We start from the raw sequence: 19,992 nt of genomic DNA, 5'->3' as shown, positions 1-19,992 counted from the left end.
TTGGCTATACCTGTAGTTCCCGCCCCGTCCGGTGTGGCTTACAGGAGTGACAGCATGAAGTTTGCGTCTATGATCGGCACCGTCTGCATTGCCTCGCTCGCCTTGGCGGGTTGCTCCAGCAAGGTCACCCAGCCGGATGAATATTCCGGTTTCCTGGGTGACTACAGTCGGCTCAAGGAAGAAAAATCGCCGTCGGGAGCCGAGGTGATGCGTTGGGTCGCTTCCGATATCGATCTGGCCAAGTACTCCAGCATTTATATCGAACCGACACAGTTCTACCCCAAGCCGCAACCGACGGTGAAGATTCCGTCGGCCACATTGGCCGGTATCACCAGTTACTACGACCAGGCGCTCAAGCGTGAAGCCGGCAAGTCCCTGCCGCTGGCGACCAGCCCCGGCCCGGGTGTCCTGGTGGTGCGGGCCGCGATCACCGCGGTCAGCAGCAAGACCGAGGGGCTGAAACCTTATGAAGTGATTCCGATCGCCCTGGTGGCCGCCGCGGTCAGCACGGCCAGCGGCATTCGCGACCAGGAGACCACGCTGGGCACCGAAGCGGTGTTTCTCGACGGTGGCAATAACGCGGTGGTCGCCCAGGTGGTGCGCAAGGGCACGGGTAAACCGTTGTCGAACGAGGCCCAGGTCATGAAGCCCGATGATGTCAAAGGGGTCATCGATGGCTGGGCGGCGGATCTGCATCAGTCATATTTGCAGCTCAAGGCTAAATAGCAGGCACCGTGACTCGTGACTTTTTGTGTGCAGGCATAGGTCGGAGCACCATTTCATGGTTAACTCCGGCCTCACCATTTTCAAACCTGTCAGAAGGAATCCGTTCATGGCTCAAGTCACCCTCAAAGGCAACCCTGTCCAAGTCAACGGCCAATTGCCACAAGCCGGTTCCAAGGCGCCAGCCTTTTCCCTGGTTGCCGGCAATCTGTCGGACGTTTCCCTGAAGGATTTCGCCGGCAAGCGCAAGGTGCTGAACATTTTCCCAAGCGTTGACACCCCAACCTGCGCCACCTCCGTGCGCAAGTTCAACGCCCAGGCCAACGATCTGGAAAACACCGTGGTGCTGTGCATCTCCGCCGACCTGCCATTCGCCCAAGCGCGTTTCTGCGGTGCCGAAGGCCTGGAAAACGTGCAGAACCTGTCGACCCTGCGCGGTGCCGAGTTCATCGAGAACTACGGCGTTGCCATCGCCGACGGCCCGCTGGCCGGCCTGACTGCTCGTGCCGTGGTCGTGCTGGACGAAAACGACACCGTGCTGCACAGCGAGCTGGTCAAGGAAATCGCTGAAGAGCCGAACTACGACGCCGCGCTTGCTGCTCTGAAATAAGTCTTCAGAAATAAAGTATTTATTACAATTGTTAACGGCCTGGCCTGTCCAGGCCGTTTTCATTTGTGTTTCAAGGCTTTAGCCGACCAAGCGAAACGTAAGCCAAAGGTAAATTGCCGGTAAAGGCGCTTTGCTAAAACCTCGCCAGTGCTTATCGTTCAGCCTCCCGTAAAAGAAGCCCACGCGCCCCATGGTTGACCATTCAATGCAATCCTCTGTTTCCCGCAACTCCCGTCGCTGGTTATTCGGCCTGTTCGTCGTCTTGGTCGTCGCGCTGCTGGCCTGGAAGTTCTGGCCCGCCGGCACCGATCAGAAAGCCGGAGCCGAGCAGAAAGCAACCGCTGGTCAAACGGGACGAGCGGGCGGTATGCGGCCCGGATTTGGTGGGGCGACCGGACCGATTCCGGTACGGGTGGCGCCAGCGGCCACGGGGGATTTTCCGCTGTACTACAAGGCGCTGGGCACGGTGACGGCGCTCAACACCATCAATGTGCGCAGCCGGGTGGGCGGGGAATTGGTCAAGATCGCCTTTGAAGAAGGGCAAATGGTCAAGGCCGGGGATCTACTGGCTGAAATCGACCCCCGTCCGTACCAGAACGCCTTGCTCCAGGCCGAAGGCACGCTGCTGCAGAACCAGGCTCAATTGAAGAACGCCCAGGTCGACCTGGAGCGCTATCGCGGCCTGTACGCCGAAGACAGCATCGCCAAGCAGACCCTCGACACCGCCGCTGCGTTGGTGGGTCAGTACCAAGGCACGGTCAAGACCAACCAGGCGGCGGTCAACGACGCCAAGCTCAACCTGGAATTCACCAAGATCCGCGCGCCGATCACCGGTCGCGTAGGCTTGCGTCAGTTGGACGTCGGCAACCTGGTGGCGGCCAACGACACCACGGCGCTGGCGGTCATCACCCAGACCCAGCCGATCAGCGTGGTGTTCACCCTCCCGGAAAATAACCTCGAAACCGTGCTCGCCCGCTACCGCAGCGGGGCGAAGTTGCCGGTCGAGGCGTGGGACCGGGGCGACGTCAAGCTCCAGGCCAGCGGGGTGCTGCAAAGCCTGGACAACCAGATCGATGTGACCACCGGCACCTTGAAGTTCAAGGCCCGCTACGAAAACCGCGATCAATCGTTGTTTCCCAACCAGTTCGTCAACGTGCGCTTGCTGGCCGACACGCTCAAAGGCGTGGTCCTGGCGCCGACCGCTGCCATTCAGTTCGGCACCAATGGCACCTTCGTCTATGCCCTGGACGGCGACAAGAAGGTCACCATCAGGAAGCTCAAGGTCGGCGCCAGCGATGGCGAGCACACGGTCGTTACCGAAGGACTGGCAGCCGGCGACCGGGTGGTGCTCGAAGGCACCGACCGCTTGAAGGAAGGCAGCGAAGTGGAGGTGGTCAACGACAGCCAGGACGTGCCGACCACGCCGACCGAGCACCTGCAAGGCAAGAGCGCCGCGGCCCCGACTGAACCGGCCGCGGCCGATAAGGCGAAAAAGGGCGGCGCATGAATTTCTCGCGGCTGTTCATTCTCCGTCCGGTCGCCACGACCCTGAGTATGCTGGCCATTGTCCTGGCCGGCCTGATCGCCTATCGGCTGCTGCCGGTGTCGGCGTTGCCCCAGGTCGATTACCCGACCATCCGCGTGATGACCCTGTACCCGGGCGCCAGCCCCGATGTCATGACCAGCGCCGTGACCGCGCCCCTGGAACGGCAGTTCGGGCAGATGCCGGGGCTGACGCAAATGGCGTCCACCAGTTCCGGCGGCGCCTCGGTGATTACCCTGCGCTTCAGTCTCGACGTCAACATGGACGTCGCCGAACAGCAGGTGCAGGCCGCGATCAACGCCGCCACCAACCTGTTGCCCAACGACCTGCCGGCGCCGCCGGTGTACAACAAGGTCAACCCGGCGGACACCCCGGTGCTGACCCTGGCAATCACCTCCAAGACCATGCTGTTGCCCAAGCTCAACGACTTGGTGGATACGCGCATGGCGCAGAAGATCGCCCAGATCAGTGGCGTCGGCATGGTCACCATTGCCGGTGGCCAGCGCCAGGCCGTGCGCATCAAAGTCAATCCCGAAGCCCTGGCGGCCGCCGGCCTGAACCTGGCGGACGTGCGCACCCTGATCGGCGCTTCCAACGTCAACCAACCCAAGGGCAATTTCGATGGCCCGACCCGGGTCTCGATGCTCGACGCCAACGACCAGTTGACGTCGCCCAAGGACTACGCCGAACTGATCCTGGCCTACGCCAACGGCGCACCGTTGCGGCTCAAGGACGTGGCGCAGATCGTCGATGGCGCGGAAAACGAACGCCTTGCGGCTTGGGCCAACGAAAACCAGGCCGTGCTGCTGAACATCCAGCGCCAGCCCGGGGCCAACGTCATCGAAGTGGTCGACCGGATCAAGGCCCTGTTGCCGAGCATCACCGACAACTTGCCGGCCGGCCTCGACGTGACCGTGCTCACCGACCGCACCCAGACCATCCGTGCCTCGGTCACCGATGTGCAACACGAGCTGCTGATCGCGATCGCCCTGGTGGTGATGGTGACGTTCCTGTTCCTGCGACGAGTCAGCGCCACCATCATTCCTTCCGTGGCCGTGCCGCTGTCGCTGATCGGTACGTTCGGCGTGATGTACCTGGCCGGTTTCTCCATCAACAACCTGACGCTGATGGCGCTGACCATCGCCACCGGTTTCGTGGTGGACGACGCTATCGTCATGCTGGAGAACATCGCCCGTTACATCGAGGAGGGCGACAGCCCGATGCAGGCGGCGCTCAAGGGTGCGAAGCAGATCGGCTTCACGTTGATTTCCCTGACGCTGTCGCTGATCGCGGTGTTGATACCGCTGCTGTTCATGGCGGACGTGGTCGGGCGCTTGTTCCGTGAGTTCGCCATCACCCTGGCGGTGGCCATCCTGATCTCGCTGGTGGTATCGCTGACCCTGACGCCGATGATGTGCGCCCGATTGCTCAAGCGCGAGCCCAAGGAAGAAGAGCAGGGCCGCTTCTACCGCGCCAGCGGTGCCTGGATCGACTGGCTGATCGCAGCCTACGGGCGCAAATTGCAATGGGTGCTCAAGCACCAGCCGCTGACCCTTTTGGTGGCGGTGGGCAGCCTGGTGCTGACGGTGGTGTTGTACCTGGCCGTGCCCAAGGGCTTTTTCCCGGTGCAGGACACCGGCGTGATCCAGGGCATTTCCGAAGCGCCACAATCAATATCCTTTGCCGCCATGAGCGAGCGCCAGCAGCAATTGGCCAAGGTCATCCTCACCGACCCGGCGGTGGAAAGCCTGTCGTCGTACATCGGCGTGGATGGCGACAATGCCACGCTCAACAGCGGGCGCCTGTTGATCAACCTCAAGCCCCACAGCGAACGGGACGACAGCGCTACCGAGATCATTGCCCGCTTGCAGCCGCAGCTGGACCGTTTGGTGGGCATCCGCCTGTTCATGCAACCGGTGCAGGACCTGACCATCGAGGACCGGGTCAGCCGCACCCAGTATCAATTCAGCCTGTCGTCACCGGACGCCGAGTTGCTCAGCCTGTGGAGCGGCCGTCTGGTCGAGGCCTTGGCCCAGCAGCCGGAACTGACCGATGTCGCGAGCGACTTGCAGGACAAGGGCTTGCAGGTTTACCTGGTGATCGACCGCGACGCCGCTTCGCGCCTGGGCGTGTCGGTGTCGAACATCACCGATGCGCTGTACGACGCTTTCGGCCAGCGGCAGATCTCCACCATCTACACCCAGGCCAGCCAGTACCGGGTGGTGCTGCAAGCCCAGGCCGGCGAGAGAATCGGTCCGCAGGCGCTGGACCAGATACACGTCAAGACCACCGATGGCGGGCAAGTGCGGTTGTCGAGCCTGGCCCGGGTGGAAGAGCGCCAGGCGCAACTGGCGATTGCCCACATCGGCCAGTTCCCGGCGGTGATGATGTCCTTCAACCTGGCGCCGGGCGTTGCCCTCGGGCACGCCGTCGATGTGATCGAAAAGGTCCAGCAGGACATTGGCATGCCGGTAGGCGTGCAGACTGAGTTCCAAGGCGCTGCCGAGGCATTCCAGGCGTCGCTGTCGAGCACGTTGCTGCTGATCCTGGCAGCGGTGGTGACCATGTATATCGTGCTGGGGGTTTTGTACGAGAGCTATATCCATCCGATCACGATTCTCTCCACGTTGCCGTCGGCGGCCATCGGCGCCTTGCTGGCGTTGATCCTCAGCGGTAATGACCTGGGCATGATCGCGATCATCGGCATCATCTTGCTGATCGGCATCGTCAAGAAAAACGCGATCATGATGATCGACTTTGCCCTGGACGCCGAACGCAACCAGGGCCTGGACCCGGAGACGGCCATCTATCAGGCCGCGTTGTTGCGCTTTCGGCCGATCCTGATGACCACCCTGGCGGCACTGTTCGGCGCGGTACCGCTGATGCTCGCCACCGGCTCAGGCGCCGAACTGCGCCAGCCGTTGGGGTTGGTGATGGTGGGCGGCCTGCTGGTCAGCCAGGTGCTGACGCTGTTCACCACGCCGGTGATCTACCTGTACTTCGATCGATTAGGGCGGCGCTTTGCCCGGCCTGAGGGGAAGGAGGTGCAGGTATGACGGTGGCGAGCGTAGCTTCAAGCGGCAAGCTACAAGCTGCAAGGGAAGAGCAGGTACAGCGCGCGCCTTTAGCTTGCAGCTTGCGGCTTGTAACTCGGAGCTGTCGCCGATGAACCTCTCCGGCCCCTTCATCCGTCGCCCGGTAGCAACCATGCTCCTGAGCTTCGCGATCATGCTGCTCGGCGGCGTGTGCTTTGGCCTGCTGCCGGTTTCGCCGTTGCCGCAGATGGACTTTCCGGTGATCGTGGTCCAAGCCAATCTGCCCGGAGCCAGCCCCGAGGTGATGGCCTCCACGGTGGCGACGCCGCTGGAACGCTCCTTCGGCGCCATCGCCGGCGTCAATACCATGAGCAGCCGCTCCAGCCAGGGCTCCACGCGGGTGATCCTGCAATTTGACCTGGACCGCGACATCAACGGCGCCGCACGCGAGGTGCAGGCCGCCATCAACGCCTCGCGCAACTTGCTGCCCAGCGGTATGCGTAGCATGCCGACCTACAAGAAGGTCAACCCGTCCCAGGCGCCGATCATGGTGTTGTCGCTGACCTCGGATGTGTTGGAGAAAGGCCAGCTCTACGACCTGGCTTCGACGATCCTGTCCCAGAGCTTGTCCCAGGTCTCAGGCGTTGGTGAAGTGCAGATCGGCGGCAGTTCCCTGCCAGCGGTGCGTATCGAACTGGAGCCGCAGTTGCTCAACCAGTACGGCGTGGCACTGGACGACGTACGCACGGCCATCGCCGACAGCAATGTGCGCCGGCCCAAGGGTTCGGTCGAGGACGACAAGCGGATGTGGCAAGTCCAGGCCAATGACCAACTGGAAAAGGCCAAGGACTACGAAACACTGATCATCCGCTACCAGGACGGCTCGGTGCTGCGGCTCAAGGACGTCGCCAAGGTCACCGACAGCGTCGAGGATCGCTATAACAGCGGTTTCTTCAACAACGACGCCGCCGTGCTGCTGGTGATCAATCGCCAGGCCGGCGCCAACATCATCGAGACCGTCAACGAGATCAAGAACCAGCTGCCAGCATTGCAAGCGGTGCTGCCGGCCAGTGTCAAGTTGAACCTGGCCATGGACCGCTCGCCGGTCATCAAGGCCACCCTGCACGAAGCGGAAATGACCCTGCTGATCGCCGTGGCCCTGGTGGTGCTGGTGGTGTTCCTGTTCCTCGGCAACTTCCGCGCCTCGCTGATCCCGACGCTGGCGGTGCCGGTGTCGCTGGTGGGCACGTTCGCGGTGATGTACCTGTACGGTTTCTCCCTGAACAACCTGTCGCTGATGGCGCTGATCCTCGCCACCGGACTGGTGGTGGACGACGCCATCGTGGTGCTGGAGAACATTTCCCGGCACATCGACAAAGGCGTACCGCCGATGAAGGCCGCTTATCTCGGCGCCGAAGAGGTGGGTTTCACCCTGTTGTCGATGAACGCTTCGCTGGTGGCGGTGTTCCTTTCGATCCTGTTCATGGGCGGGATCGTCGAGAGCCTGTTTCGCGAGTTCTCCATCACCCTGGCGGCCGCCATTGTCGTCTCGCTGGTGGTGTCCCTGACACTTACGCCGATGCTCTGCGCCCGCTGGCTCAAGCCTCACGTGCCCGGACAGGAAAACCGCTTGCAGCGCTGGAGCCAGGGCCTCAACGAACGGATGGTCCGTGGCTACGCACGGACGTTGGACTGGGTGCTGCGCCATCGGCGCCTGACCTTGCTCAGCCTGTTGCTGACCATCGGCGTGAACATCGCGTTGTACGTGGTAGTGCCGAAAACGTTCATGCCGCAGCAGGACACGGGCCAGTTGATTGGCTTCGTGCGCGGCGACGACGGGCTGTCGTTCAACGTGATGCAGCCGAAGATGGAGATCTTCCGACGCGCCGTGCTCAAGGACGAAGCGGTGCAGAGCGTGGCGGGCTTTATCGGTGGCAACAACGGCACCAATAATGCCTTCATGCTGGTGCGCCTCAAGCCGATCAAGGAGCGGGGCATTTCCGCGCAGAAAGTTATCGAACGGCTGCGCAAGGAAATGCCCAAGGTACCCGGCGGTCAGTTGATGCTGATGGCCGACCAGGACTTGCAGTTCGGTGGCGGTCGCGAGCAGACCACCTCGCAATATTCCTACATCCTGCAGAGCGCCGACCTGGCGTCGCTGCGCGCGTGGTACCCCAAGGTCGTCGCCGCTTTTCGTGCCTTGCCGGAACTGACCGCCATCGATGCCCGTGACGGTGGCGGGGCGCAGCAGGTGACGCTGGTGGTGGACCGCGACCAGGCCAAGCGCCTGGGTATCGACATGGACATGGTCACGTCGGTGCTGAACAACGCCTACAGCCAGCGGCAGATTTCCACCATCTACGACAGCCTCAATCAGTATCAGGTGGTGATGGAGGTCAACCCCAAGTACGCCCAGGATCCCAAGACACTCGAGCAGGTCCAGGTCATCACTGCCGACGGGGCGCGGGTCCCGCTGTCGACGATTGCTTATTATGAAAACAGCCTGGAAGACGACCGGGTCAGCCATGAAGGGCAGTTTGCTTCCGAGGGCATTTCCTTCGATATGACAGAAGGCGTCACGGTGGAGCAGGGCACGGCCGCCATTGAGCGGGCCATTGCCAAGCTTGGGATGCCGGAGGATGTCATCGCGAAGATGGCCGGCACTGCCGACGCCTTTGCCGCCACCCAGAAAAGCCAGCCGTTCATGATCCTCGGGGCGTTGCTGGCGGTGTACCTGGTTCTGGGCGTGTTGTATGAAAGCTACATTCATCCGCTGACCATCCTGTCCACCTTGCCCTCGGCGGGGGTGGGCGCGCTGCTGTCGATCTACGCGCTGGGCAGTGAATTCAGCCTGATCTCGTTGCTGGGCCTGTTTCTGTTGATTGGCGTGGTGAAGAAGAACGCGATCCTGATGATCGATCTTGCGCTGCAGCTGGAGCGCGCCGGCCAGACGCCGCTGGAGTCGATCCGCAGTGCGTGCCTGTTGCGGCTGCGGCCGATCCTGATGACCACGCTGGCGGCCATCCTTGGCGCCTTGCCGCTGCTGCTCGGCGGTGCCGAAGGGTCGGAAATGCGCCAGCCACTGGGCCTGACGATCATCGGCGGGCTGGTGTTCAGCCAGGTCCTGACGCTTTACACCACCCCGGTGGTTTACCTTTATCTCGATAACCTGCGCCATCGCTTCAACCGCTGGCGTGGGGTGCGCACTGATGCTGCCCTGGAAACTCCGTTATGACCGACCGTTCGTTTTCCAACTTCGCCGCACCGCTGGCGACTGCCCGTGGCTCGCGGGTACTGAGCCTGGCGCTGTGCGTGGCGATGCTGAGTGCTTGCGCGATCGGCCCGGATTACCAGCGTCCGGCTGCCGCCGCACCTGTGCAATACAAAGAGGCCCAGGGCTGGCGCCAGGCCAACCCCAGCGACGCCCTGGCCCGTGGTGCCTGGTGGGAGCTGTACGCGGATACCCGACTCAATGAACTGGTGGAAAAGCTCAACGCTTCCAACCAGACCGTGGCCCAGGCCGAAGCCCAGTACCGTCAGGCCCAGGCGCTGGCGCGCAGTGCCCGTGGGGCGTTTTTCCCGACGGTGGACCTGACCGTTGGAAAGAACCGCTCCAGCCAGGGCACCGGCAGCAGCAGTTCGAGCCTGAGCAGTTCCTCCAGCGGCATCCGCGACACCTACAGCGCCCAGGCGGGCGTGAGCTGGGAGGCGGACGTCTGGGGCAAATTGCGCCGCACCTTGGAGGCCGACGAGGCTAGCGCCCAAGCCAGTTTTGCCGATCTGGCGGCGATGCGCCTGAGCCAGCAATCGGAACTGGTGCAAAACTATTTGCAGCTGCGCGTGATCGACGAGCAGAAGCGCTTGTTGCAGACCACCGTCGACAACTACCAGCGCTCGCTGAAAATGACCGAAAACCAGTACCGCGCCGGGGTGTCCGGCAAGGACGCGGTGGCCCAGGCGCAAAACCAGCTCAAGACCACCCAGGGCGACCTGATCGACCTGATCTGGCAGCGGGCCCAATTTGAAAATGCCATCGCCGTACTGATCGGCCTGCCTCCGGCCGAATTCAGCCTGGCCGAAACCCAAGACCTTCCGACACTGCCGCAGGTCCCGGTGGCGCTGCCTTCGCAGTTGCTCGAGCGCCGTCCGGACATCGCTTCGGCGGAGCGCTCGGTCATGGCCGCCAACGCCAATATCGGCGTGGCAAAGGCGGCCTATTATCCGGACCTGACCTTGAGCCTGAGCGGTGGCTACAGCAGCTCCACCTATGATAATTGGGTGAGTGTGCCGAACCGCTTCTGGTCGGTGGGACCGCAATTGGCGATGACGCTGTTCGACGGCGGCCAGCGCTCGGCCGAAGTCGACCGCAGTGTCGCGGCCTACGACCAGACCGTCGCGACCTATCGCCAGACCGTGCTCGACGGGTTCCGTGAAGTCGAGAACTATATGATCCAGCTCAAGGTGCTCGAAGACGAGGCCCGCGTACGCCAGGAAGCCCTGGACGCCGCCCGCGAGTCCCTGCGCCTGACCCAGAACCAATACCGGGCGGGGTTGATCGGCTACCTCGACGTCGTGACCGTGCAAGCCACCGCGCTGAGCAGCGAGCGTAGCGTGTTGAACCTGCAACAGAGCCGCTTGATCGCCAGCGTGCAGTTGATCGCCGCGTTGGGCGGGGGTTGGGATGGGCAGTTGCAGGCGAGCGAGAAGCCATAATCGCGCCGCTGATGAAATATGGGGCTGCTCCGCAGCCCAGCGGGAGCAAGCTCCCTCGCCACAGGCCAGCAGTCCCGCTTTTGGCCGATGCACTGCCTACGTCCTGTGGTGATGGCTTGCTATAGTTCAAGCCTCTTTTCTGCCGGTTAAGGATCACTGCCATGTCGCAATATCAAGCGTTCAACGTCGAACTTGCGGATAAAATCGCCCATGTGCAGATCAATCGCCCGGACAAGATCAACGCGATGAACGCTGCGTTCTGGACTGAGATCATCGATATCTTCCAGTGGGTCGACGATACCGACGAAGTGCGAGTGGTGGTCCTGAGCGGTGCCGGCAAGCACTTTTCGTCCGGCATCGACCTGATGATGCTGGCCGGAGTGGCGAATGAACTGGGCAAGGATGTCGGCCGCAACGCCCGTGTGCTGCGGCGCAAGATCCTGGAACTGCAAGCCTCGTTCAACGCCGTGGACAATTGCCGTAAACCGGTTCTCGCGGCGATCCAGGGTTATTGCCTGGGCGGTGCCATCGACCTGATTTCCGCCTGCGACATGCGCTACGCCGCCCAGGACGCGCAGTTCTCCATCAAGGAAATCGACATCGGCATGGCCGCCGATGTTGGCACATTGCAACGCTTGCCCCGGATCATCGGGGACGGCATGCTGCGTGAACTCGCTTATACGGGGCGCACCTTTGGTGCCGACGAAGCGCGCAGCATTGGCCTGGTCAATCGTGTCTACAGCGATGCCGCCAGCCTGCTCGACGGGGTGATGGGCATTGCCCGGGAAATTGCCGCCAAGTCGCCGATCGCTATCGCCGGCACCAAGGAAATGATCAGCTACATGCGCGATCATCGCATCGACGACGGGCTGGAATACGTCGCCACCTGGAACGCCGCCATGTTGCAATCCAACGACCTGCGCGTGGCCATGGCCGCCCATATGAGCAAACAGAAACCCGAATTTCTGGATTGATCGATCATGATTTCATGTTGGACCACCGCAGTACTCGACACCGACCTCCCCGGCGGCTGGGCCGTCGCTCGCAGCCCGGAAGGTTTTTTGTACGATGACAACGGCGCGTTGTTTCCCCGCGACTGGCTCAAGCGCCAGGACCTGTCGATCCTCGCCGAACATGGCATCGGTCACCTGGATGGCGAACCGGTGTACCTGCTGGAATTGCGCAGCTCTCTGGAGATTCCCGGCTGCAACTGGAAAGGCCTGCGGGCGTTCATGCTCGAGGACGACCACACGCTGTTCAAGGTACTGGGCTATGCGGCGCAGGTCGGCACCTGGGCCCGGGAGCATCGCTTCTGTGGCAGTTGCGGCCAGCGCATGAGCCAGGTTCCGCGGGAGCGGGCGATGTATTGTCAGGCGTGCGACCTGCGGCATTACCCGCGCATCTCACCCAGCATGATCGTATTGATCACCCGTGGCGATGAAGTCCTGCTGGCCCGTTCGCCCCGGTTCGTCAGCGGTGTCTACAGCACCTTGGCGGGGTTTGCCGAGCCGGGTGAGTCGGCGGAGGATTGCCTGGTCCGGGAGGTGCGCGAGGAAGTCAGCATCGAAGTGAAGAACATCCAGTACGTGGGCAGCCAGTGCTGGCCGTTCCCCCATTCGATGATGCTGGGTTTCCATGCCGAGTACGCCGGGGGCGACATCGTGCCCCAGGAAGATGAAATCGAGGACGCCCAGTGGTTCAACGTTCACGACCTGCCGCCGTTGCCGGCCTCGCGTTCCATCGCTCGCTACCTGATCGACCTCTATGTCGCCCGGCGTCTAGGCCACGCTGAACCAGTGCTGCCAGGCTAGCCGCACGGTCAGGCCCAGCACCACGGTGATGAACACCGGGCGGATGAACTTCGCGCCGCCGCTGATGGCGGTGCGCGCGCCAAAGAAGGCGCCGACCATCACCGACAGGCCCATGCTCAGGCCGATGATCCAATCCACCTGGCCCGAGAAGATGAACACCGACAGCGCCGCGATGTTGCTGACGAAGTTCATGCTGCGAGCCACGCCGCTGGCCTTGACCAGGTCGATAGGGTAGAGCAGCAGGCTGCTGACGGTCCAGAACGCGCCGGTTCCCGGGCCGGCCACGCCGTCATAGAAACCCAGGGTGAAGCCTTGGGGCGCCTGCCAGGCCTTCTTGATCGGCGCGTCACTGTCCAGCGGCGCCTTGGGTGTGCCGCCGAACAGCAGGTACAAGCCGCAGGCAAAGACAATCACCGGCAGCATCTTGTTTAGCCATTCGGCGGGCAGGTAATGGGCGACGATGGCGCCGGCCAGTGCACCGACCAGCGTGCCGACAATCGCGTGAGTCCACTGCCGTGGATGAAACAACTTGCGCCTGTAGAAGGTAAAGCTGGCCGTGGCCGAGCCAAAGGTCGAACTCAGCTTATTGGTGCCCAGGACCAGGTGCGGCGGCAGGCCGGCGGTCAACAGGGCAGGTGTGGTGAGCAGGCCGCCACCGCCGGCAATGGCGTCGATGAAACCGGCAATGAACGCGACAACGGCCAGGATAGCGAGGGTGGAGAGGTCTACGCTGAGTTCAAAAGGCATGGAATGGGCTTATTGGGCAGGTCGCAGAAAGGCTGCGGGAAGGCCGTTATGTTACCCATAACGGCGCCGGCCCGCGACTGCCTCAAATCGCCCGTGGCGAGGAAGCTTGCTCCTTCCTCGTCACGGTGATGCGTTGTGTTTGCCAGCGTGGATCAACTCTGGCGTACGGGTGCATGATCGCCACGAATAACCTCACTCCGGCCGAAACACCGCTCGCAAGCAATTTTCGCGCTTGTCCTTGAACATTCCATAGCCCTCCACCGACTGCTCCAGCCCCATGGGATGGGTCAGCAGATAGGAGGGGTCCAGCTCACCTTTCTGGATGTGCTCGAACAACCGCCTCACGTAGCGCTGTCCCGGTTGCTGGCCCGAACGCAGGGTCAGGGATTTGTTGACGATCGCCCCCATGGGGAATTTGTCCAGCAAGCCGCCGTACACCCCGACCACCGACACCGTTCCGCCTTTGCGACAGGCGCGGATCGACTGGCGCAGGACGGTTCCGCGCTCAGTGTGCAGGCGCAGCATCTGCTTGGTCTTGTCGTAGAAATAATCGACCTCGGTGCCGTGAGCCTCCATGCCGACGCAATCGATGCAGCGATCCGGTCCGCGGCCGCCGGTCAGCTCCAGCAAGGCGGCGTGCACATCGGTGGTCTCGTAATTAAGGGCCATGGCGCCAGCCTTTTCTTCGGCCAGGCGTAAGCGATCGGGAAAGCGGTCGATGGCGATCACTCGTTCGGCGCCCAGCAAATAGGCGCTGGAGATTGCCATCAGCCCAACGCCGCCGCAGCCCCACACCGCCACTGTATCGCCGCGCTGGATGTCGGCATTGTCGGCGGCGAAATAGCCGGTGGGCACTGCGTCAGAGACGAACACCGCCTGTTCGTCGCTGACGCCATCGGGGATGGTGAACAGGTTCACGTCGGCGAAAGGCACGCGGATGTAAGTCGCGTGGCTGCCGGCGTAACCGCCAAAGGCATGGCTGTAGCCAATGATGCCGCAAGCCGGCTGGCCGTAGGCAATGTCCGTAGCGGTGGGGTTTGGATTGGAGTTGTCGCAGCAGGAAAAGTCCGAGCGCTGGCAGTGCTCGCATTCGCCGCAGCCGACAATCGACACCGTTACGACCCGGTCGCCCTTCTTGAATTGGGTGACAGCCGAGCCGGTTTCCACTACTTCGCCCATGAATTCATGGCCAATGATATCGCCGGCCTGCATGGTCGGTACGTAACCGCCAAGCAGGTGCAAATCCGAGCCGCAGACTGATGACAGGATGACTCGCACGATGGCATCGCGAGGGTTGAGGATGGACGGGTCGTCGACGGTCTCGACTTGTAATGAGTTGGGGCCTTGCCAAGTCAGTGCGCGCATCAGACGGTACCTCCGTTGAGTCCGGATTTGTCAGTGGGAGAATCATTGGCCGGTGCTTGAGTCGCTTTGCTGGCCGGGTGCACGAAGAGAAAATCCCTGGTTTGCTCGCGCATTTTGTTGGTACTCACTTCCCCAGTCTCCAGCTGTTGCTTGATGCTGCGCAGCACGTTCAGCAAGGCTTTGTCCGAAAACCGTGAAATGGCCGCGGCCAGGGCGTAGCCAGCCGCGCCGAGGGGCGTCTGGCAGGCGACGATGACTTTGATTTGCGTACCGCGGCCGGCCGGTGCATCGCTGAAGTGCATTTGGATGTCATGCTTGAATCGTTTATCCGGCCCGGCGACCCAGTGCAGTTTGCGGCCTTCCTTGGGCTCGCACTCTTCGAGGTCCCAGTGCAGCGTCTTGTCCATCGGCCCATGGGCGACCCAGCGATAGGTGCGCTCGCCGGTCTGCTCGATGGCATCGACCCAAGGCATCAACGACCCGAGATTGGCCGGGTTGCGGCAGAACGCAAAGACCTCTTCCCTGGGCTTGCCCACCGTGATGCTGCGGGAGATCACCTTGCTGCCGTCCCAGTCTCGATCCTGTTCGAAAGTTTGCTCGAACGGGCTGTGGGTCAATGCGCGCTTGACCCTGCATGTGCCGCTGTAGCCACGCCAGGCCGCGCATGCACCCAGCAGCACTTGTGGCCAGCCTTTCAGACCCCCTTGGCGCAAGCCGTTGGCGATCAGCAGTGAACCTGCAACCAGCGACACCAAACGCTCCGGCGTGCCGAGATTAGGGTGCGAAGGCGTGGGAACCGGGGCCCGGCTCGCCACCAGTTTTGGACGTTCGGTCATGATGATTCTCCTTATTAATCCAGGGACGACATAAGGAATGAACCGAGGGCGTACGGGGTTGTTCCGTTGGCTTTGGCGGTTTCCGATGAGCCGGACGCGGGGCGGGTTTCGCCCCCTTGTCTTGCCGGGTCAAAAGAGCCGGAAGGCCGGCCAGCAGCTAAAATTTTTTTGAAATCAAGGGGTTGTCAGTCCAGGCAAATGAGTACATAATTGCGCCCATCGAACGCATTGGGTTGTTAAAAAACTTAATGTTTTCAAGGAGATAGCTCGCTAATGGCGGCTATCGTCCTGATCAGTTTGTATGCGGTTGATGTGGTTGCATTGCATCAAGCGTCTTGAGGCCGAATAGCAAAATGGTTATGCAGTGGATTGCAAATCCACCTACGCCGGTTCGATTCCGACTTCGGCCTCCACTTTTAAAAAGCTCTGTAGATCCATGATCTACAGAGCTTTTTTTATTCACCAAGCAGTGAAAGGTTTTGTCTTTAAAAGGGCAAGGGCATCCTTGCTTCACCGGGGAGGGATGTATATATTTCCCCCTCTGTTGCACCAGGCTCGATCCTGGCAGATGCATACATCTGCCAGTTTCACACGGCTTGGCCGCGCTACCGCCCGAATGGCGAAACTGGTAGACGCATGGGACTTAAAATCCCCCGCTCGTAAGGGCGTGCCGGTTCGATTCCGGCTTCGGGCACCATACAAAACAAAGGGTTGCATGATACCTCATGCAACCCTTTTTGTTTGCTCCGCTGAAAGTCTCCAGCCACCGATCACAACCTGCGCCGAAACGCCTCCAGTATCTCCCGCGTGCCCTTTTTCATCTGCAACTGGGCAATGGCATCCAGCGGATGCCAGAGGCAGTCGCAGATTTCGTTCTGTGGCCGGGCTGCCTTCGAGTCGTTGATTGAAGCTTCGAACACGTGATGCTCGGTGCCGCCTTCGTTGAGCCGCATCAAGTAGAGAAGGTTCTCGGCGCTCAGCCCGGTTTCCTCCGCCAGCTCTCTCAGGGCTGCGTCGGCATGGCTTTCGCCGCGCTCGACAGTGCCACCCGGCAGGGCCCAGCGGCTCTTGGGTTTGCGCACCAGCAGGATATGGCGGTCTTCTTCGCAGATGACGGTCGCTCGAATTTTCATAGCCTTGCCCACTCACCGACTGTCATTAAATTGCAATATAACTGCAATATTTGAGCCTTGCGCGCTCGGTGTGTTCAAAATTTATTTTGCTGATACCTGTGGGACCGCGAGCCCACGGCAAAGACTGCATCCATTTCGCCAGCGGTACGCTTGAGCGACCGGTCATCGCCAAAAATGAATCAGCTTGGAAAAAACGCATCAATGTTGGGTGGACGAACCGGTCCCGGTGAATGGGGGAACGAGCAGAATGACCACCGTTGAAGATTTCAAGATCAAATCCCACGAGCTTTTAGTTGAGCTCGATACCGCCACATCAGAAATGATGACGCTGATCTGTATCCATCAAATGTCCGGGAATGCCTGGGACGAGGCAGTCCGGCGTCAACATGAGGCCTATGAGCAATGGGTCGCCTATCTGAACGAACGCGAGTAGCTGCACGGCTGTCACGCCACCGGTTAAGCAGATTCTTTGAACGGACCCTCGGTGGCCATGCCTAATCCATAGACTGACAAGAGGATTAGGCCATGTCTGAATTAGCCAGTTATTTCTGGATCGCCGTTGCGGTGCTGCTGTTGCTCGTGGATTTGTGGGCGATTGTCAGCGTCTTCCGGAGCGATAAATCGGCCGGTACCAAGGCAGGCTGGGCGCTGCTGTTGATCATCCTGCCTGTGCTGGGCTTGATTGTCTGGGGCGTGGCGGGGCCGCGAGGCATGAAGAACCCGCCTTCATCGCCCGAGCACAGCAAGGGCTGACGCAGCCTATGCGAGCCACCCGGTCAGCGGTTTTTCCACTGGCCGCCGGTGGTTTCGCAGTCCTTTTGCGCTTGCTGAAGCTGATGCGCGCCATAGTAGTACCGGATGACTTGCGCATTGTCCGGAAGGTTGGCCGACCCACCGCTGCGATCCTTGCTGGTTGAATGGGGATTGGCCAAGGCTTCCTGGGTAAGCCTGGCCTTGCAGGTCGCCACATAGCCTTCGGCGCAGCGCTCGACCGGTTTCTTTTCGGTGCTCAGGGTTCCCTTGCTTTCGTTGCTGCAGGACCAGCCGATGGCCTCGGCGGGCACGCCTTGATATTCATAACAACTGCGGGTTTCGACTTGCGCTACCGCTTGGCTCTGGGACCGGGTAGTGACGTCACATCCTTGGGCCATGACCGTGGAGGGGACTGCGCAGGCGATCAGCAGCAGGACTTTGGCATTCATGATGATTCTCCCTTTCGACGTTTCTTTGCAGCCATACCTATCAATATCGAGGCGCAAAGAACGGTCCTTGTTCCATCGGTTTTTCAACCGGTAGACCGTAGGGGGGAATCTGTCAGGCAACAGTCATCAACGCAGCCTGGCGTTAATGAAGCCTGGCGCTACCGAAATTTGGGTAGCGGTGGCTCCGAGGGCTTCAACGATGACAATGCGCTCTGGATCGAAGGGGCGTCTTTCTCGATGTCATTGAGGCGATCGCGGATACGGACCGCGGCGGGGTGGCCACCCTGGTGGTCGACCCAGTCGGCGATTTCTTTGCAGGCTGCGGTCAGCCGAGCCTGGCGCGATTCCAGCAAAGTGAGCAGGGTGGTGATGGACTCTTTTTCGGACATGTCACACCTCCATTCAAGGTTGAGGATCAGGCAGCACAAAACCCATCGGTAGTGACGGGTAATGCTGCAATAAAGCGTAGTTGAGTTATTACTGGTCTGTGGGACATCCGGCGCGCGACTGGACAGTCGGCGCGCCAGAGTCTGTCATATCCGTTTCAGCCGGACTCCTTTATCCAAGAGGGCGCGACGGAGACACGCCAGCGCACATCGGTAATACCGTATTTTTCCGCCATGGGTTTTGATACCCGCTTGACCTTTTCCCTGCCGAATTTGGGTATGCGCCCAACACCCGCGTCGCAACTGGCCCAATGCCAAGCTTCGGAGTTATTCATCAAGTCTGCGCGAATGATGAAAGACTTGGGCTCGCCATGGAGCATGTAGTCGATGATGTAAAGCGATGGACCGCCCATAAATCCTCCCTAATTGATCCTATACGGATGGATACGGAGGCGTTCGGAAAATTCCATCGGATTTCCAGACGGTCGAATAAGCACCGCGCAGGCCTTTGGCCAGCTTACGCCGCATGGCCTGGAACGACAGTGCTCACGGTGTGGAACCAAACCCGGTTAACCTCCTCCAAGATGAGCTTAAAAACAAGGTGCCAGGGATCGAAGGCGACGCATTGCGGCACTGAATAAAGGCAAAACATGAAGAATATCGTCGGGGCGCTGGTCATGATGTTCATTGCCAGTGGTTTGTCGGGATGCATTGGATCACCGGTCGAACTGACTCCGAACACCGAGCAACGCTTGCGCGCTCAACCTCCGATCCGTTTCCTGTTGACCTTTGACGACGGTCCCAGCGCATCGTCATTCTGGAATCCTAGCCTGGATGTGTTGGAGGCCCTTGCACATAACCCGGTGCAGCCAGGGATCAAGGCTGTATTTTTTGTCCAGACGCGTGCGCCGCGAGCCGGAGGCAGCGACATCGGCCGTTCGGTCATGCATCGTGAGCAGAGGGAAGGGCACCTGCTGGGCTTACATACGGCAACCCATTGGCACACCAATCATCGATTCCTGAATCCTGACGAACTGGAGCAGTCGCTCGTCAACGGCGCAAACGATATTGCCGCAGTGACCGGCGCGCCGCCCAGCCTGGTGAGGCCACCGTTCTGGAGCTATGACAGGCGCACCTTCGCGGCCTATCAGCGGCACGGCATGCACGTATTGCTGACGGACTTGAGTGCCAACGATGGAAAAGTCTGGGGCATCACCCTGAGTCCGCGGCGACGGATGAGCCTGACACGCCAGCTCTCCGAAGTGCGTGAGCGTATCGCTGCCGGGCAACTACCGGCCGTGGACGGGGTGATACCGGTCGTGGTGACCTTCCATGACCTCAATCGCTATACCGCTCGCCACGCCCGCGAGTACCTGCAGATTCTGCTCGACAGCGCCCGCGAAACCGGCCTGAAGACGGCCGCCAAGCCTTTTTATGACGACAGCCAGGCCCTTGAGCGCGCTGCGATGGCGCGCACGGTCCAGAATACCTCCCAGCCCGTGCATCTACCCGGTTTGTGGGACTGGCTATGGGATTCGGACGCCCATTGATGGTTTTTCCTGGTTGGACACGGCGCGACGTTCGGTAGGCACCGGGCCGAAAACCGGGAGTAATGTAGACGCCGTAACCTGTTTTTCCAGGAGGTGAGGATCATGAGTACTGCGATGCTGACGAAAATGCACATCAATGGTTATGACGTACTCAGCGTAAACAGCGGCCCGTGGCGGGTTTGTACCCAGGCCGACCGGTTGGGCTCCTTCGCTTCGCGCGAGGAAGCGCTGGCCTATGCCGCCGCGTTGCCGGCCAGGAGGCGCCGTAGCGTCCAGCCAGGCAACACTCGGTAGTCGAAGCGCGGCGGGCAGTCAAACCCGCCGCGCTGCCTATCGGA

19 protein-coding genes and 2 tRNA genes are annotated in these 19,992 nt (G+C 61.1%); 14 read left to right on the top strand and 7 right to left on the bottom strand.

Going from position 1 to position 19,992, the window contains the following annotated elements; translation table 11 throughout:
• Window positions 1-54 precede the first annotated feature (54 nt).
• From J3P95_RS14055 to nudC, 8 genes are all read left to right on the top strand, one after another.
• Window positions 55-726, top strand: coding sequence for a DUF3313 domain-containing protein (locus J3P95_RS14055; protein ID WP_434580888.1), 672 nt, complete (start codon window positions 55-57; stop codon window positions 724-726).
• 106 nt (window positions 727-832) lie between these two features.
• Window positions 833-1,333, top strand: a complete 501-nt coding sequence (gene tpx / locus J3P95_RS14050; RefSeq protein WP_434557427.1) for a thiol peroxidase — start codon at window positions 833-835, stop codon at window positions 1,331-1,333.
• 190 nt (window positions 1,334-1,523) lie between these two features.
• Complete coding sequence (locus J3P95_RS14045; protein ID WP_434580890.1) at window positions 1,524-2,840, top strand: MdtA/MuxA family multidrug efflux RND transporter periplasmic adaptor subunit; 1,317 nt, start codon at window positions 1,524-1,526, stop codon at window positions 2,838-2,840.
• Window positions 2,837-5,932: an MdtB/MuxB family multidrug efflux RND transporter permease subunit gene (locus tag J3P95_RS14040; RefSeq protein WP_434580892.1), complete on the top strand. Its 3,096-nt coding sequence runs from the start codon at window positions 2,837-2,839 to the stop codon at window positions 5,930-5,932. The genes J3P95_RS14045 and J3P95_RS14040 overlap by 4 nt, the downstream gene beginning before the upstream one ends.
• 109 nt (window positions 5,933-6,041) lie before the next feature.
• On the top strand, window positions 6,042-9,146 hold the full coding sequence (locus tag J3P95_RS14035) for an efflux RND transporter permease subunit (RefSeq protein ID WP_434580894.1): 3,105 nt from the start codon (window positions 6,042-6,044) through the stop codon (window positions 9,144-9,146).
• Window positions 9,143-10,624 carry an efflux transporter outer membrane subunit gene (locus J3P95_RS14030; RefSeq protein WP_434557423.1) on the top strand — a complete coding sequence of 494 codons (1,482 nt, stop codon included), beginning with the start codon at window positions 9,143-9,145 and terminating at the stop codon, window positions 10,622-10,624. The genes J3P95_RS14035 and J3P95_RS14030 overlap by 4 nt, the downstream gene beginning before the upstream one ends.
• Before the next feature lie 161 nt (window positions 10,625-10,785).
• Entirely contained in the window at window positions 10,786-11,598 is an 813-nt protein-coding gene (locus J3P95_RS14025; RefSeq protein ID WP_434557422.1) for a crotonase/enoyl-CoA hydratase family protein, read from the top strand.
• Between the two features lie 6 nt (window positions 11,599-11,604).
• On the top strand, window positions 11,605-12,435 hold the full coding sequence (nudC, locus tag J3P95_RS14020; protein ID WP_434580896.1) for an NAD(+) diphosphatase: 831 nt from the start codon (window positions 11,605-11,607) through the stop codon (window positions 12,433-12,435).
• On the opposite strand, the gene J3P95_RS14015 is transcribed toward nudC, so the two are convergent.
• The 3 genes from J3P95_RS14015 to J3P95_RS14005 all read right to left on the bottom strand — a co-directional run bounded on the left by J3P95_RS14015 (window position 12,403) and on the right by J3P95_RS14005 (window position 15,383).
• Window positions 12,403-13,182 (bottom strand): TSUP family transporter, encoded by a 780-nt coding sequence (locus tag J3P95_RS14015; RefSeq protein ID WP_434580898.1) that lies wholly within the window; start codon window positions 13,180-13,182, stop codon window positions 12,403-12,405. The genes nudC and J3P95_RS14015 overlap by 33 nt on opposite strands.
• Before the next feature lie 192 nt (window positions 13,183-13,374).
• A complete protein-coding gene (locus J3P95_RS14010) occupies window positions 13,375-14,547 on the bottom strand; it encodes a zinc-dependent alcohol dehydrogenase (protein ID WP_434580900.1) in 1,173 nt (390 codons plus the stop codon).
• Entirely contained in the window at window positions 14,547-15,383 is an 837-nt protein-coding gene (locus J3P95_RS14005; RefSeq protein ID WP_434580902.1) for an SRPBCC family protein, read from the bottom strand. The genes J3P95_RS14010 and J3P95_RS14005 overlap by 1 nt, the downstream gene beginning before the upstream one ends.
• A 339-nt stretch (window positions 15,384-15,722) precedes the next feature.
• Here J3P95_RS14005 and J3P95_RS14000 point away from each other — a divergent pair.
• Together J3P95_RS14000 and J3P95_RS13995 are read left to right on the top strand one after the other, a co-directional pair.
• A tRNA-Cys gene (locus tag J3P95_RS14000) sits at window positions 15,723-15,796 on the top strand.
• 197 nt (window positions 15,797-15,993) lie between these two features.
• A tRNA-Leu gene (locus tag J3P95_RS13995) sits at window positions 15,994-16,080 on the top strand.
• 73 nt (window positions 16,081-16,153) lie between these two features.
• On the opposite strand, the gene J3P95_RS13990 is transcribed toward J3P95_RS13995, so the two are convergent.
• Window positions 16,154-16,516: an NUDIX hydrolase gene (locus tag J3P95_RS13990; RefSeq protein ID WP_434557417.1), complete on the bottom strand. Its 363-nt coding sequence runs from the start codon at window positions 16,514-16,516 to the stop codon at window positions 16,154-16,156.
• Window positions 16,517-16,763: 247 nt separating this feature from the next.
• Here J3P95_RS13990 and J3P95_RS13985 point away from each other — a divergent pair, with 247 nt between their 5' ends.
• Window positions 16,764-16,949: a hypothetical protein gene (locus tag J3P95_RS13985; protein ID WP_434557416.1), complete on the top strand. Its 186-nt coding sequence runs from the start codon at window positions 16,764-16,766 to the stop codon at window positions 16,947-16,949.
• 92 nt (window positions 16,950-17,041) lie between these two features.
• Window positions 17,042-17,269, top strand: coding sequence for a PLD nuclease N-terminal domain-containing protein (locus J3P95_RS13980; protein WP_186609988.1), 228 nt, complete (start codon window positions 17,042-17,044; stop codon window positions 17,267-17,269).
• Between the two features lie 23 nt (window positions 17,270-17,292).
• Here the strand turns inward: J3P95_RS13980 and J3P95_RS13975 are convergent, their stop codons facing one another.
• The 3 genes from J3P95_RS13975 to J3P95_RS13965 all read right to left on the bottom strand — a co-directional run bounded on the left by J3P95_RS13975 (window position 17,293) and on the right by J3P95_RS13965 (window position 18,517).
• Complete coding sequence (locus tag J3P95_RS13975; protein WP_434557414.1) at window positions 17,293-17,718, bottom strand: hypothetical protein; 426 nt, start codon at window positions 17,716-17,718, stop codon at window positions 17,293-17,295.
• A 158-nt stretch (window positions 17,719-17,876) separates the two neighbouring features.
• Entirely contained in the window at window positions 17,877-18,107 is a 231-nt protein-coding gene (locus J3P95_RS13970) for a hypothetical protein (RefSeq protein ID WP_186609990.1), read from the bottom strand.
• A 155-nt stretch (window positions 18,108-18,262) separates the two neighbouring features.
• Window positions 18,263-18,517, bottom strand: coding sequence for a DUF6555 family protein (locus tag J3P95_RS13965; protein WP_434557413.1), 255 nt, complete (start codon window positions 18,515-18,517; stop codon window positions 18,263-18,265).
• A 237-nt stretch (window positions 18,518-18,754) separates the two neighbouring features.
• Between J3P95_RS13965 and J3P95_RS13960 the strand changes: the two genes are divergently transcribed.
• A complete protein-coding gene (locus J3P95_RS13960; protein WP_434557412.1) occupies window positions 18,755-19,654 on the top strand; it encodes a polysaccharide deacetylase family protein in 900 nt (299 codons plus the stop codon).
• Between the two features lie 102 nt (window positions 19,655-19,756).
• Complete coding sequence (locus tag J3P95_RS13955) at window positions 19,757-19,948, top strand: DUF2188 domain-containing protein (RefSeq protein ID WP_186609993.1); 192 nt, start codon at window positions 19,757-19,759, stop codon at window positions 19,946-19,948.
• The last annotated feature ends 44 nt before the right edge of the window (window positions 19,949-19,992 follow it).

Source organism: Pseudomonas sp. Z5-35 (assembly GCF_051131945.1).
Taxonomy (GTDB): Bacteria; Pseudomonadota; Gammaproteobacteria; order Pseudomonadales; family Pseudomonadaceae; genus Aquipseudomonas; species Aquipseudomonas marvdashtae.
This window is presented reverse-complemented; position numbering and strand designations above follow the sequence as displayed.